The sequence below is a fragment of the Lactobacillus johnsonii genome (assembly GCF_014058685.1).
Taxonomy (GTDB): Bacteria; Bacillota; Bacilli; order Lactobacillales; family Lactobacillaceae; genus Lactobacillus.
On record NZ_CP059055.1, the window covers coordinates 903,914 to 918,837 of the forward strand.

At 35.5% G+C, this 14,924-nt stretch carries 13 protein-coding genes; 9 read left to right on the forward strand and 4 right to left on the reverse strand.

What is annotated here, in order from left to right; translation table 11 throughout:
* The first annotated feature begins 72 nt into the window (after positions 1-72).
* Positions 73-1,113 carry a YdcF family protein gene (locus H0I41_RS04260; protein ID WP_011162113.1) on the forward strand — a complete coding sequence of 347 codons (1,041 nt, stop codon included), beginning with the start codon at positions 73-75 and terminating at the stop codon, positions 1,111-1,113.
* Positions 1,110-1,922 (forward strand): Cof-type HAD-IIB family hydrolase, encoded by an 813-nt coding sequence (locus H0I41_RS04265; RefSeq protein ID WP_135014678.1) that lies wholly within the window; start codon positions 1,110-1,112, stop codon positions 1,920-1,922. Before H0I41_RS04260 ends, H0I41_RS04265 begins: the two co-directional genes overlap by 4 nt.
* A 49-nt stretch (positions 1,923-1,971) precedes the next feature.
* Here H0I41_RS04265 and H0I41_RS04270 read toward each other — a convergent pair whose 3' ends face one another.
* The 3 genes from H0I41_RS04270 to pyrF form a co-directional block, all read right to left on the reverse strand.
* Complete coding sequence (locus tag H0I41_RS04270; protein ID WP_135014680.1) at positions 1,972-3,567, reverse strand: Mbeg1-like protein; 1,596 nt, start codon at positions 3,565-3,567, stop codon at positions 1,972-1,974.
* A 296-nt stretch (positions 3,568-3,863) separates the two neighbouring features.
* Positions 3,864-4,502: an orotate phosphoribosyltransferase gene (pyrE, locus tag H0I41_RS04275; RefSeq protein WP_011162110.1), complete on the reverse strand. Its 639-nt coding sequence runs from the start codon at positions 4,500-4,502 to the stop codon at positions 3,864-3,866.
* 1 nt (position 4,503) lies between these two features.
* Positions 4,504-5,211 carry an orotidine-5'-phosphate decarboxylase gene (gene pyrF / locus H0I41_RS04280; protein ID WP_011162109.1) on the reverse strand — a complete coding sequence of 236 codons (708 nt, stop codon included), beginning with the start codon at positions 5,209-5,211 and terminating at the stop codon, positions 4,504-4,506.
* Positions 5,212-5,460: 249 nt separating this feature from the next.
* Here pyrF and H0I41_RS04285 point away from each other — a divergent pair, with 249 nt between their 5' ends.
* From H0I41_RS04285 to pyrR (H0I41_RS04315), 7 genes are all read left to right on the forward strand, one after another.
* Positions 5,461-6,384 carry a dihydroorotate dehydrogenase gene (locus H0I41_RS04285; protein WP_135014682.1) on the forward strand — a complete coding sequence of 308 codons (924 nt, stop codon included), beginning with the start codon at positions 5,461-5,463 and terminating at the stop codon, positions 6,382-6,384.
* Between the two features lie 166 nt (positions 6,385-6,550).
* The gene (pyrR, locus tag H0I41_RS04290) at positions 6,551-7,093 is read left to right on the forward strand and encodes a bifunctional pyr operon transcriptional regulator/uracil phosphoribosyltransferase PyrR (RefSeq protein WP_044496705.1); all 543 of its coding nucleotides are present in this window, start codon (positions 6,551-6,553) and stop codon (positions 7,091-7,093) included.
* Positions 7,094-7,240: 147 nt separating this feature from the next.
* The gene (locus H0I41_RS04295; RefSeq protein ID WP_011162106.1) at positions 7,241-8,197 is read left to right on the forward strand and encodes an aspartate carbamoyltransferase catalytic subunit; all 957 of its coding nucleotides are present in this window, start codon (positions 7,241-7,243) and stop codon (positions 8,195-8,197) included.
* Positions 8,197-9,474: a dihydroorotase gene (locus H0I41_RS04300; protein WP_011162105.1), complete on the forward strand. Its 1,278-nt coding sequence runs from the start codon at positions 8,197-8,199 to the stop codon at positions 9,472-9,474. Before H0I41_RS04295 ends, H0I41_RS04300 begins: the two co-directional genes overlap by 1 nt.
* Complete coding sequence (locus H0I41_RS04305) at positions 9,471-10,559, forward strand: carbamoyl phosphate synthase small subunit (protein ID WP_135014684.1); 1,089 nt, start codon at positions 9,471-9,473, stop codon at positions 10,557-10,559. Before H0I41_RS04300 ends, H0I41_RS04305 begins: the two co-directional genes overlap by 4 nt.
* Positions 10,552-13,740, forward strand: coding sequence for a carbamoyl-phosphate synthase large subunit (gene carB, locus H0I41_RS04310; protein ID WP_135014686.1), 3,189 nt, complete (start codon positions 10,552-10,554; stop codon positions 13,738-13,740). Before H0I41_RS04305 ends, carB begins: the two co-directional genes overlap by 8 nt.
* A gap of 32 nt (positions 13,741-13,772) precedes the next feature.
* Positions 13,773-14,309: a bifunctional pyr operon transcriptional regulator/uracil phosphoribosyltransferase PyrR gene (pyrR, locus tag H0I41_RS04315; protein ID WP_014567427.1), complete on the forward strand. Its 537-nt coding sequence runs from the start codon at positions 13,773-13,775 to the stop codon at positions 14,307-14,309.
* A gap of 51 nt (positions 14,310-14,360) precedes the next feature.
* Here the strand turns inward: pyrR (H0I41_RS04315) and H0I41_RS04320 are convergent, their stop codons facing one another.
* The gene (locus tag H0I41_RS04320; protein ID WP_135014688.1) at positions 14,361-14,909 is read right to left on the reverse strand and encodes a cysteine hydrolase family protein; all 549 of its coding nucleotides are present in this window, start codon (positions 14,907-14,909) and stop codon (positions 14,361-14,363) included.
* Positions 14,910-14,924: the final 15 nt, after the last annotated feature.

The following is a 14,924-nucleotide window of genomic DNA, read 5'->3' on the forward strand; positions in this document are numbered from 1 at the left end:
CAATTATTTTTGTATAATTAAGAAAAAAGTAAGTACAGCTACTTACACTAGAATAAGGTGGTGAAATGATAAGTGGTCTTATCGTTTTCAATTGTGTTAGTTTTATTTTTACTAGCATTAGGAACATTTCTCTGGGTTTTAACCCACGAGAGGCGGAGTTTATGGTCAGGAATGACTTTAGTATGGACAATAATTACTTTTGGCTTATTCACAGCTGTTAGTTTACTAATTGCTGCTGAAGTTTTTCCTATTACTCATCAAGTTATTTTGCTTATTTTTGTGCTAATTTTACTGGCAATAATGTTTTCCGTTGTGGCCTTTATTGCGACTTTGATCATTATGTTTATTTACGATGGGATTAAGATTTTAATTCGCGAAGGTAATCGCTGGACTAATTTCTTATCGTTAGCAATGGGCATCGGAATTATTGCTTACTTATTTCTCTTTCCATTAGTCGGAAAATTAACCCATAATAATTTTGGAACTTACATATATTTGTTTATTAACCTCGTAATAATTTATCTAATTTTTATTATGATGATGTATACTTTAACTTCTTGGATTAATCTAGTGAATATTAAGACTAAGAAGTTGGACTACGTGGTTGTACTTGGAGCAGGTTTAATGGGAAAAAAGGTAACACCGCTTCTTGCTGCAAGAATCAATCGCGGAATAGAGGTATATCGTCGTAATCCTGGCTCAAAAATCATTATGTCAGGTGGACAAGGACCAGGTGAAGAAATTCCTGAAGCAGTGGCAATGGCAAAATATGCTGAAGAAAAAGGTGTTCCGAAGCAAGATATTATTGTTGAAGATAAGTCAAAGACAACTAGAGAAAATTTGATTTTTTCACATAAATTGATGAAACCAGATTCTCGTTTTGCTATCGTAACTAATTCTTACCATGTATATCGTGCCCTAGTTTTAGCAAAGAGATTAGGCCTACAGTGTATTGGTTATGGTGCAAAAACAAAGTGGTACTTTACCTTAAATGCCTTTGTACGTGAATTTATTGCCTACTTAACGATTACTTGGCGCTTGCAATTAAGCGTTGTGGGATGCATTGGATTAGGAGTTGTAGGATTAGCAATATTGAGGCAAATTATAAGATGAAAAATATAAAAATAATCGCAATTGATGTTGATGGTACATTATTAAATTCTAAAAAAGAACTGACTCCAAAAGTAAGAAATGCAATTTTAAAAGCAAAAAGTGCAGGGATAAAAATTGTTATTGCTACAGGTCGACCATTGAGCGGAGTAGAAAAGATTCTGACTGAGTTAGGTTTAAATGATCAAGAAGATCAATACGTCGTTTGTTTTGGAGGCGGAGTAGTAGAAACAACGGCGGGAAATGTCTTATTTGAGAAAAAATTAACCTATGACAATTATCTAGATTTAGAGACAATTTCCTTAAAATTAGGTTTACACTTCCATGCATCAACACCAGATAGAATTTATACCGCAGATCGAGATATTGGCGACTATACTTTATATGAAGCGAACCTAGTTAATTTAGGTATTTCGTACCGTACACCAGCTGAAATGAAGGATATTCCAATTATTAAGTGCATGTATGTAGATGAGAAAGATTTGTTAGATCAAAAAATTGCTGATCATAAGCCTTTTGCCCATCTAGATGATAAAATTACTTTTACTAAAACAGCACCCTTTTATTATGAAGCAAATCCTAAAGGTGTTTCTAAAGGAAATGCTTTAAAATTTCTTTGTCACAAATTGAATTTAAGTAGTGAAAATTTGATGGCTATTGGAGACGAAGAAAATGATCTAAGCATGATTAAACTTGCAGGTGTTGGTGTAGCAATGGGTAATGCAGTGCCTGCTGTGAAAGAAGCAGCTCAAAGAGTAACAAGTGATTGTGATCATGATGGTGTAGCCGAGGCAATTGAAAAAATTTTATAAGCAAATAATAAGGCTTTTGGATTAAGTTCCAAAAGCCTTATTTAATTTGTTAACGATGTTTAGGCGGAATTTTTGATTTTCTTTGTTTAAATAACTCCATTATTAGCTGGAAGAGGCCATAAATGATCAGTAAAATGCCCAAAATAATGACTGCTTGACGACTGAAATAATTAGGATTGACAATTACAATAATGCCAGCAGCAAAAGCAATTAAGCTTTCTATGATATCAATAATATTTTTGAAAATTCCATTTTTCTTATTTTTAACGATTACATTACGTAATCTGACATATGCAAAACCGATCAAGAAGACCCCTAGAACATAGTGAGCTAAGAAAGCCAATAAACGGTTATTAGAAATAATTGCAACAGCTAAGCCAAAAACAATGAGATAAGTAATAATAAAGAATTGCTTTGACTTGGGCACTAAATGGGAGTTAGCAGCTGTAACAATATGATAACCACTCCATCCAATACAAAAGACGCCAACTATTCCTCCAAATGCTCGATAGGCATAATCAGGAATCATCAGGTTTACAATACCAAGAATAATTAATACCCATCCAATAATTGAATTGGGATTTATAAATAATTTCTCTAGATGAGTTGCTTTCATACTGCGCCAGATGGTTTCCCATAAACTTCCGAGAACAAATCGCGTTCTTCTAGATGAATTAGTAAGAGAGAAAAGAATAGCGCCAAAACCACCAAAACCATTTTTATTAAGTTCTGTAATTTTGGTTGCTCCACTAGCTGCAAAAGCATTAAATAGATCATTTGTTAGAGCTTCACGTTCTTGAAGATTTGCTTCACCAATCCATTGATTTATGATTTGATTATATATTTTAGAAGTTGGATTGCGATGAGCTCTAGTAATAAAGTGAGAACCCGATACTTCCCAGCTCATTGGATCATGTTGAGCTAGTTTTGGCCGATCACTAACTAAAATTGTTGGGGTAATATTTTCTGGCTCAAAAAGCCGGCCAATGATACTAAATTCAGGCACATAACGTTTTAATTTATCAGTAACTCCATCAACTTGAGTACTAAGTCCCGGACTATCAAAAGTGTAAATAGTTTTGATTTGATTTTTTAAGTCATCAGGTAGGTTAACTGCTGCGTATTCAGCAAGATTACCGCCTTTGGAGTGACCAGCTAAACTGTAGACTTGCTTGGTAGTCTTTAAAATATTTGTCAGATACTTTAGGGCATATTTTTGTGCACCGGTTGTTCTAAAACTAATTTCAAAATCTTCTTTCCAGCCAACTAAGCTGTCATCTGTTCCTCGAAAGGAAATAAAATTAGTATCATTATCTAGACTAATTTTGATCGCAGAAAATTGTATTCTATCAGTAAGAACATCTACAAAGTAGGATAATTTCGCATCTCCAAAACGAACAGAATTTGCCATTAATTTTAGTAAATCTTGATACTTATAATGGTCGAGATGTTGATTTGAAGAATTAAAATATTTCTTAGCGGCTTCCTTTATTGAAATCTCTTTATTAGAATCAGGGACAATTCCGTCAAGATGAATATAAGAAAACGTGGCAATTACTAATGCATCAACTTCGTCAAAGGGTCGTACAGAAAGGGAAATATCGCCACGCCATTTTATGTAAGACAAAATATTATTTGTATCCATATTTCATCCGTCCTTTCTGCCAATTGTAATTTCATTATATAGATAAATGTTGTATTTTTTATTAACGAATTGCTAATAAAAAAGAAAATCACTTACTCTCCTTAAGTCTACCACATGGTAAATAAGGCGATTAAGTAACTTGCAGTATTGATAAATATTTGTAGCCAGTTTGAAATTAAAGAAAATTTTATTAATAAAATAGCTGGAAATAAATAAAGAGACTGAAAATAAAAAATCAGTCTCTTTTTAAATTAACTATTTTTAAATTAACTATATGATGATAATCTTATTTAGATTTAACTGTTAAATTTTTTACCCCAAGCCCATGGATCTTCATGCCAGGTTTTTAAAATATCATATTGGTCACTGGTAATATGACCAGATTCATTTTCTTTTTTAAGTAATTCAGGATAAGAAAGAAGGGGAGTATATTTTACATTTGCCTCTTTAAAGTTTTCTTTTGCATCTGGCAAATAATAAGTGAAGATTGAAGCAACCCCAGCTACTTTTCCGCCATCTTTTTCAGTAGCTTTAACTGCGTTTAAAACTGATCCACCAGTGGTAATTAGATCGTCAATTAAGACAATTTGATCATTTTCTGAAAAACGACCTTCAATTTGACGGCCTTTACCGTGATCTTTAGGTTTTGGACGAACATAAATCATTGGTAAATGTAATTTTTCGGCAACTAAAGCAGCATGAGGAATACCAGCAGTTGCAACTCCGCCAATAATAGTTGCTTGAGGAAATTCTGCCGCAATTAGGTTGGATAGATCACTAGCAATCATATCACGCAGGTCTGGGTAAGAAACAGTTAACCGAAGATCGGTATAGATTGGTGAAAGCATTCCACTTGCATAAGTGAAAGGTTTGTCAGGAGAAATAGTAATAATTTTTTCTTTGATTAATTGACTAATAATTTGATCTTTATGCATGTTAGTTGAACTCCTTTTTAATTGCTTCATATGCGGCTTCTGGATCAGTGGCTAAAGTAATTGGCCGACCAACAACAATCGCTGTTGAACCCCATTCTTTTGCTTGAAGTGGGGTGGCTACGCGTGATTGATCATCTTTAGCATTACCAGCTGGTCTAATTCCAGGAGTTACGTACAAAAAGTCTTCTCCAACTTTTTGACGTAAGTCTTTAACTTCGAGTGGAGAACAAATCACACCGTCTGCACCTGCTTTTTTAGCTGTTGTAGCTAAGCTTAATACTTGATCATTCATCGATAAATTGCAATTTTGCTCATAATGTAGAATTTCGTCTGAAATAGAAGTTAATTCAGTTACAGCTAGTAATTTAGGAACATTTTTATCAATCGGAGTTCCCGCAATTAACCCATCTTTTGCGGCCTTAATCATTTGACTGCCACCAAGTGCGTGAACCGTGGTGTAGGTAATACCCAAACGAGCTAATGCCTTTGCACCGTTATAGACTGTATTAGGAATATCGTTCATTTTTAAGTCTAAAAAGATTTGATAACCCTGTTCTGATAATTGTTTTACGATTTTAGGGCCTTCGTTAAAGAAGAGTTCCATCCCGATCTTAATAAAAACATTTTCAGGTTTACCTAGTTTCGGTAATAGTTCATTTAATTTCTTTTCATTGTCTAAATCTAAGGCAACGATAACAGGTCTACTCATTTTTCCTCCATAAAAAAATCTATACCAAGCGCAGAGAGACACTAGGTATAGACTTTCCCAGATAATTTAAGCCAATAATTCTAACTTGCGGTCTCTCTGTACCGTTTAAAGTTTAATCAAAATGAAGTTTAGCATCTTCGAGAAAGAATTACAAATAAAATTTTTAACTTTGAAAAAAATAAAAAAGCGTGTACAATCAATTCTTGAAAAATAATTGAATGACAGAGAGCATTCATTTTGGAGGAAAATATGATTAATACACACGTAAAATTACCAGGATTAGATTTAAAAAATCCAATTATGCCAGCAAGTGGTACCTTTGGTTTTGGTGATGTACCAGCAGCCAAGAAATTTAATTTAAATGATTTGGGAGCAATGGTAATAAAGACAACAACTCCTCATAGTACAACAGGTAATCCGCAGCTCCAAATAGCTGTTTTAAATACTGGAGTTTTGAATTCAGTTGGATTAACTAATCCCGGCGTTGATGCGGTAATCAAAGATAAGTTAACTCCTTTGCGTAGTGAATATCCTAACTTGCCAATTATGGCTAGCGTTGGTGGAGAAGACGAAGCAGGATATCTTGAAGTAGCTAAGAAGCTATCTGATTCTGGACTAGTCAATGCCTTAGAGATTAATGTTTCTTGTCCGAATGTGAATCAGGGCGGAATGAGCTTTGGCGTTCATCCTGATGTAGTGGAAGAATTGACTAAAAAAATTAAGTCACTCGTTAAAATTCCAATTTATGTAAAATTAACTCCTAATGTCACTGATATTACGCAGATTGCGAAAGCAGCTGAAAATGGTGGCGCAGATGGATTGTCATTGATCAATACTCTTTTGGGAATGGAGATTGATGTTGAAACTAGAAAGCCTGTTTTGGGGCACAATATTGGTGGTCTTTCTGGTGAAGCCGTAAAACCAATTGCTATTAGAATGGTTCACCAAGTTCGAGAAAGTACAACTTTACCAATTATTGGGATGGGTGGAATCAGTTCCGCTAAAGATGTAATTGAATTTATTCTAGCTGGTGCTAATGCAGTTGCTGTTGGAACTGCGCATTTTAAGGATAGTCTCGCTTCAAAGCATATTGCTGATGACTTACCAAAGGAATTAGAAAAGTTAGGGATTACAGATATTAATCAATTGGTGAATAAAGTCAATTTTAATTAAATGGCTTGACAAAAATCATGAAGTACAGTAATTTTAAAACAATAAATGTCCTTTAAAATTAGTCCCGTGAGGCTAGCAAGGCAGGCTTAAATAAGTATGACTTAACTATAAGCTCCTAGTCTCAAGAACTAGGAGCTTTTTTATGGGCAAAATCAGGAGGAAAAATATGGCAAAGGAAATTTGGGATGCACTCGCAATGAAGCGTGCATTAACTCGAATTACTTATGAAATTATTGAGCAAAATAAGGGTACTGATAATCTTGTTTTAATTGGAATCAAGACAAGAGGAGTTTATTTAGCCAAGAGAATTCATGAACGAATTCAAAAATTAGAAAATGTTGATGTGCCAATCGATGAGCTAGATATTACTCTTTATCGTGATGATCGTCATGATGCTTCATTAAAACAAGATCCAGTAGTCAATTCTAACCAAATTGACGTTGATATTACCGATAAGAAAGTAATTTTAATTGACGATGTAATCTATACTGGGCGAACAATTAGAGCAGCGATGGATGCTTTGATGGATGATGGACGCCCTAGTTCAATTAAAGTTGCAGTTTTGGTAGATCGCGGTCACCGTGAATTACCAATTAGAGCTGACTTTGTCGGTAAGAATATCCCAACTGCAGCTAACGAACAAGTTGCTGTTAACATGGTAGAAAAAGATGGTAAGGATTCAGTTGAACTGAAATCTCTATCAAAATAATTAAAAAATATTAATTTAATAGTCAACCATTTAATTGACTCCAGAGAGGGCCAGAAGGGTTGCTATATTTTTCGTATGCAAGAATATGAAAAATAGGCCTGGAGCAATTAAATGCTTCAGGCCTTTTTGCTTTAGAAAGAATAAAAAATGGAAAATTTAAATCTTGTTAGTTTACCACATTTTGTTAGTGTAGAAAATCTGAGTGTTGAAGAAGTTGAAGCTTTAATTAATCGAGCAGAATATTTTAAAAATGGCGGAGCTACGCCTAATCTAACAGAGCCCATCTATATTACTAATATGTTTTTTGAAGATTCAAGTAGAACGCATACTAGTTTTGAAATGGCTGAAAGAAAATTAGGTTTAACCGTAATCCCATTTGATCCTGCTCATTCTTCAGTTAATAAGGGAGAAACATTATATGATACATCCCTGATTATGGAAGCTGTGGGAGTGAATATTGAAGTAATTCGTCATTCACAAAATGAATACTATCAAAATTTAATCCGCCCTCAAAATCATCAACATTTAGATATTGGAATAATTAATGCCGGAGATGGCAGTGGTCAACATCCAAGTCAATGTTTGTTAGACATGATGACAATTCATGAACATTTTAAGCAATTTAAAGGTCTAAAGGTAGCTATTGTTGGCGATATTACTAATTCACGAGTTGCTAAAAGTAATATGGAATTACTCCATCGGTTAGGAGCTGAAGTTTACTTTTCAGGACCTGAATATTGGTACTCCAAGGAATTTGATAAATATGGAAAATATGAAGAACTAGATAAGTTGATTTCCGAGATGGATGTGATGATGCTATTAAGAGTTCAACATGAAAGACATAGTGATGATCCTAATGAAAAGAATTTTGATGCAAAAGCATATCATGAAAAATACGGAATTAATAACCAACGCTATCAAGAATTAAAGCCAAATGCAATTATTATGCACCCGGGCCCAATTAACCACGATGTTGAATTAAGTGCAAATTTGGTGGAAAGCGACAAGTGTATGTTTACTCGTCAAATGCAAAATGGTGTATTTATGAGAATGGCAATGATTGAAGCAGTCTTACGAGGAAGAAAATTAGGAGGACTCAAGTAATGACTACTGTAATTAAAAATGGAACTGTGTACCAAAACGGCCACCTAATCAAAGCCGATGTTTTAATCGATGGTCAAAAAATTAAGGCTATTGGAACTGACCTAGAAGGGGAAGAAATAATTGATGCTAGCGGAATGATAGTTAGCCCCGGCTTAGTAGATGTTCATGTGCATTATCGTGATCCTGGTCAAACGTATAAGGAGGATATCAAAACTGGTAGCCAAGCGGCAGCACGTGGGGGTTTTACAACCGTTGGTGCTATGCCTAATGTCACTCCTGTTCCTAATACAGCTGAATTAATGGATAAAATGGTTAGAGAAAATCAAAAAAAGGGGTTAGTTCATATTCTCCAGTATGGTCCTGTTACTAATGATGAAACAACTGATATTATTCCTGATTATGCGGCACTTAAGAAAGCAGGCGCATTTGCATTAAGTAATGACGGACATGGAGTTCAAAGTGCGCAGACAATGTATCTAGCCATGCAAAAGGCTAAAGAAAACAACTTAATTATTGCAGCCCATGCCCAAGATGATTCACTTTTTAATAAAGGAATTGTTAATGAAGGAATAGCAGCTGAAAAATTAGACTTACCACCAGTTACAGAACTTGCTGAGACTACGCAAATTGCTCGTGATCTCCTTTTAGCACAAAAAACAGGAGTCCATTACCATATTTGTCATGTTTCGACAAAAACCAGTGTAGAATTAGTTCGTTTAGCAAAAGCACGAGGTATTAAGGTAACGTGTGAGGTTGCACCGCATCATATTTTATTAACAGATAGTGATATTCCTGAAGATAATGCTTACTTCAAGATGAATCCACCACTAAGAAGTAAAGAAGATCAGGTAGCTTTGTTAGTTGGCTTGCTAGATGGAACAATTGATTTAATTGCGACTGATCATGCTCCCCATGCTAAAGCGGAAAAACAGGGTGGTATGCGAGGAGCCGCTTTTGGAATTACGGGAAGTGAGACAGCATTTAGCACCCTTTATACTAGATTTGTAAAGGAAGAAAAAGTTTTCACGCTTGAACAATTACTATCTCTTCTTACTGATAAGCCAGCTACAGTATTTGGCATAGAAAATGCAGGTCTTCTTGCACCGGGTGAGAATGCCGATATTGCGATTTTTGATATTGAGCATCAAAGAGAAATTAAAGAAGATGATTTTAAGTCTAAGGGAGTAAATACACCATTTACTGGTCATAAGGTATATGGCGAGACAGTGATGACGTTTGTTGATGGTAAAGTTGTATATCAAAGGGGAACAAAATGAAACGCTATTTAATTTTAGAAGATGGTAGTATTTATGAAGGCGAAGGCTTTGGAGCTGATTGTGAAAGTAGTGGTGAGGTTGTTTTTACAACAGGGATGACGGGCTATCAAGAAGCAATTACGGATCAAAGTTATGCCGATCAGATTTTGGTTTTTACTAATCCTTTAATTGGAAATTATGGGATTACTTTGGCTGATTATGAATCACTTGAGCCACAAATTAAGGGCGTTATTTGCCACCAAGTAGCACGTCACCCAGACAATTGGCGTATGCAAACAACCTTGCCAGAATTTTTAAAACAATTGAACATCCCTGGCTTGCAGGGAGTTGATACCCGTGAATTGGTTAAGAAATTAAGAATTCACGGTACCCTAAAAGGAAGAATTACTGATTCAAAGGAAAATGCAGTAAGTATTGCTCAAGAATTAAAGCAAAAAAACATTACCCACGGTGTAATCAGCCGTGTTTCAACGAAGAACTCTTATCCAGTACCTGGCTCAAAAAGAAATATAGTTGTTATCGACTTTGGTATTAAGCATAGTATTTTACGAGAATTAGCGGAGAGAGACTGTAACTGTATTGTCTTACCTTACACTGCAACAGCCGAAGAAATTTTAAATCTTAATCCAGATGGTGTGCTTTTATCAAATGGACCTGGAAATCCAGAAGAAATGCTTATGGCTGCAAAAATGGTCCAAGAAGTTGAAAAACATGTTCCGCTATTTGGAATTTGTATGGGCCATCAAGTCTTTGCACTCGCAAATGGGGCTAGTACCTACAAAATGAAATTTGGACACCGCGGCTTTAATCATCCTGTAAGAGAAATTGCCACTGGTAATATTGGTTTTACTTCTCAAAATCATGGTTATGCGGTAGATCCTAAATCTATTGATAAAGAAAATTTGATGATTACTCATGTTGAAGTAAATGATGGCACGGTTGAAGGATTACGTCATAAAAAATATCCTGCCTTTTCAGTCCAATTTCACCCCGATGCAACTCCAGGCCCTCATGATGAAGACTCATTATTTGATGATTTTATGTCAATGATTGACCAAAGAAAGGAAGAAGAGCGTCATGCCTAAGAGAACAGATATTCATAAGATTATGGTAATTGGTTCTGGTCCAATTATTATTGGTCAAGCTGCAGAATTTGATTATTCAGGAACACAGGCTTGCTTAGCTCTTCGCGAAGAGGGCTATGAGGTAGTATTAGTTAATTCAAACCCAGCTACAATCATGACTGACACTACCATTGCAGACAAGGTTTATATTGAACCCCTAACTGTGGAATCAATCTCAAGAATCATTAGACAAGAGTATCCTGATGCAATTTTACCAACGCTTGGTGGGCAAGTTGGATTAAATATGGCCCTTTCATTAGCTAAAACAGGAATTTTGGATGAGTTAAATATTGAATTATTAGGAACAAGACTTTCTTCGATTGAACAAGCAGAAGATAGAGAGAAATTTAAAGAGTTATGTAAAGAATTGGGTGAGCCCGTTCCACCATCAACAACTGTTAATACTGTTGAAGAAGCTTTAGAGTTTGGCGATAGAATTGGCTATCCAATTATCGTTCGTCCAGCCTTTACTATGGGCGGAACTGGTGGTGGTATTTGTAATAATCATGAAGAGTTAGCAAAAATTGCCAAGAACGGATTAGAACTGTCACCTGTTACTGAATGTTTAATTGAGAAATCGATTGCGGGCTATAAAGAAATTGAATTTGAAGTAATGCGTGATCATGATGATAATGCAATGATTGTGTGTTGCATGGAGAATTTTGATCCAGTTGGAATTCACACTGGGGATTCGATTGTTTTTTCACCTAGTCAGACCTTGAGTGATAAAGAATACCAAATGCTTCGTGATTGCTCTTTACGTTTAATTAGGGCTCTTAAAATTGAGGGAGGTTGTAATGTTCAGCTAGCCTTAGATCCTAATAGCTTTGACTATGATGTCATTGAAGTGAATCCTCGAGTTTCACGATCAAGTGCATTGGCTTCAAAAGCAACCGGTTATCCTATTGCAAAAATGGCCGCAAAAATTGCAATTGGTATGACATTAGATGAAATTAAAAATCCGGTAACTAGAACAACATATGCTGAATTTGAACCAGCTTTAGATTATGTCGTCTGCAAAATTCCTCGCTGGCCATTTGATAAGTTTTCTAAGGCCGACCGCACTTTAAGTACCCAAATGAAGGCTACTGGTGAAGTAATGGCAATTGGCCGAACAGCTGAAGAGGCAATGCAAAAAGCGGTAAGGTCTCTTGAAATTGACGAAAAAGATCTCTATTCTAAAGCAGCTCATCATGCAAGTGATGAAGAGATAGAACAAAAGCTAGTTAAAGCACAAGATGACCGTCTCTTTTATTTAGCAGAAGCCTTTCGCAGAGGTTATAGTCTTGAAGATGTTCATGAATTAACCAAAATTAACTTTTATTTCTTAGATATTGTTAGTCACATGGTAGAGATGGAGAAAAATATCCAAGCAAATAAGGATAATCTTGAAACTTTACGTTTAGCTAAGAAATATGGTTTTAGTGATGCAACCATTGCTACTTTATGGAATGAGAGTATTGATCAGATTAGAGATTTGCGCAAAAATAATGGGATCATTCCAGTCTACAAGATGGTTGATACTTGCGCAGCAGAGTTTGAATCAAAGACACCGTACTTTTACTCAACTTATGATGGTGAAAATGAATCACATAAGTCTGGTAAAAAATCAGTAATTGTTATTGGTTCTGGTCCAATTAGAATCGGACAGGGGGTCGAGTTTGATTATGCAACTGTTCACTGCGTAAAAGCACTTCAAAAGATGGGCTATGAAGCAATTGTTATTAATTCAAACCCAGAAACTGTTTCAACTGACTTTTCAATTTCTGATAAATTGTATTTTGAACCCTTAACCTTAGAAGATGTATTGAATGTTTGTGATTTGGAAAAGCCCGAAGGTGTAATTGTTCAGTTTGGAGGACAAACTTCAATTAATTTAGCTGCTGGCTTACAAGATCATGGAATTAAAATCTTGGGAACTAGTGTTAAAGATCTTAACCGTGCAGAGGATCGTGAACTATTCGATCAGATAATTAAGAAACTTAAATTAAATCAACCAAAGGGCTTAACTGCAACAACACATGAAGGAGTTATTAAAGCAGCTGAAGAGTTAGGATATCCGGTCTTGGTCCGTCCAAGTTATGTACTTGGCGGAAAAGCAATGGAAATTGTTTACAACAAGGGTGAGCTTGAAGAATACTTACATGATCACGTAGATATTGCAGCTGATCATCCAATTTTAGTAGATGACTATTTAGACGGTCGTGAGTGTGATGTCGATGCAATTTGTGATGGACAGGATGTTTTACTACCCGGAATTATGGAACACATTGAACATGCTGGTGTTCACTCTGGAGATTCAATGGCGGTTTACCCACCACAGAACTTTACGGATGAAGTTAAAGATAAGATTATGGATGTTACGCGTAAGCTTGCTCTTACTTTGAATTGTGTGGGAATTATGAACATTCAATTTATTGTGAGAAATGGTGAAGTTTATGTAATTGAAGTAAATCCTCGCGCAAGTAGAACAGTTCCATTTTTAAGTAAGATAACTGGAATTGAAATGGCACAAGTTGCCACCCGGGTAATTATGGGCGAAAGCCTAGCGCAGCAGGGCTACAGTGATGGTCTAGCACCTGAACCAGAATTGATTAGTGTTAAGGCTCCCGTTTTTAGTTTTAGCAAGTTAGCTGATGTAGACTCATATCTTGGGCCAGAAATGAAATCAACAGGTGAAGTAATGGGAAGCGACCATACTTTTGCGAAAGCTCTTTATAAGGCTTTTGCCGGCGCTAAGATGCAACTACCTGAAAATGGAAATGTTTTGTTAACAATTGAAGACAAGGATAAAGAAAAGATTCTCCCAATTGCAAAGAGATTTGCGAGAATTGGTTATCGGATTTTTGCTACTAAGGGTACAGCAGACTTCTTAAAGAATGATGGGTTACATGTTGATCTTGTAACTAAAGTTCATGAAAACGAAAACGCAGATGACAACATCTTAAATGAATTAAGAGAGGGAAGAATTGATTTAGTGATTAATACCATGGGGCATGATATTGAAAAGAATTCTGACGGCTTCATTATTAGACAAATGGCTATACAACAGAATGTCCCATTATTGACAGCACTGGACACAGCTGACGCACTTTTAACATCTCTTGAAAATAGATCATTTGCAACAGACGCTTTAAAATAGTAGAAATAATCCCTGATTGAGGAAAAGATACAATGGTAAAAGAAATTTGGGATAAGCCTGCAATGCAGCGAGCTATTGTGAGGATTACATATGAAATTATTGAAAGGTATAAGGGCGTAGATGAGCTGGTTTTAGTTGGAATCAAAACTCGTGGGGTCTATCTGGCACGTAGAATTGGGGATCGACTTGAAGAAATTGAAAAGAAGATTATTCCAGTAGGCGAACTAGATATAACCTCTTATCGAGATGATCGTAGAGTTGATATTAATCAAGAAAAGATTTCAAATTTAGAACCCAAAAATTTAAATATTACTAATAAACATGTTGTATTAGTAGACGATGTCCTTTATACCGGAAGAACTATTCGGGCTGCGATGGATGCTTTGATTGCAACTGGACGTCCAAAGTCAATTGCAGTTGCAGTTTTGGTGGACCGAGGACATCGAGAGTTACCAATTAAGGCAGATTTTGTCGGAAAGAACATTCCAACAGCCTTGAGCGAACAAGTAGCAGTTAATGTTAAAGAAATCGATGGTATTGATAGTATTGAGTTAATCAAATTAAAGTAAAAAAAACTGTATCATTCTGAAAAATCAGATGATACAGTTTTTTTGCTCTATTTATTCTATTACTTTTGCGCCTAAGGCATTTTTAAAATGATCTAAGGCCCATTCTTGACCATGTTCAGTAAAGGTAGTAACACCTTTACTTGGAATAGTTAAATTATAGTTTAAATTATAGGCAGTCATAGCCGTATGAAGAACACAAATGTCTGTACATACTCCCGTTAACCATAGGTCGTTAATTTTACGTTCGCGTAAGTAGTTATCAAGATTAGTATTTTGGAAAGAAGAATAGCGATTTTTGTTAAATTTATATACTCGGTCACTAGACTTGTGAGCTTCATACCAATCTTTTAACTTACCGTATAACTCTTGTCCTGGTGTACCAACAATATTATGTGGTGGGAAGAGCTTATATTCCGGACTAAATGTATTACCGGTATGTCCATCAGTTGGAAAAATTACATAGTCTCCATTATCATAAAATTTATTTGCTAATTCGATTAAATAATCTTCTAAAGCTTGAGCTGGCTTTCCACAGGTAAGAGAACCATTGTCTGCAATGAAGTCATTAGTGTAGTCAATAATTAATAGTGCCTTTTTCATATTTTGTCCTTAAAA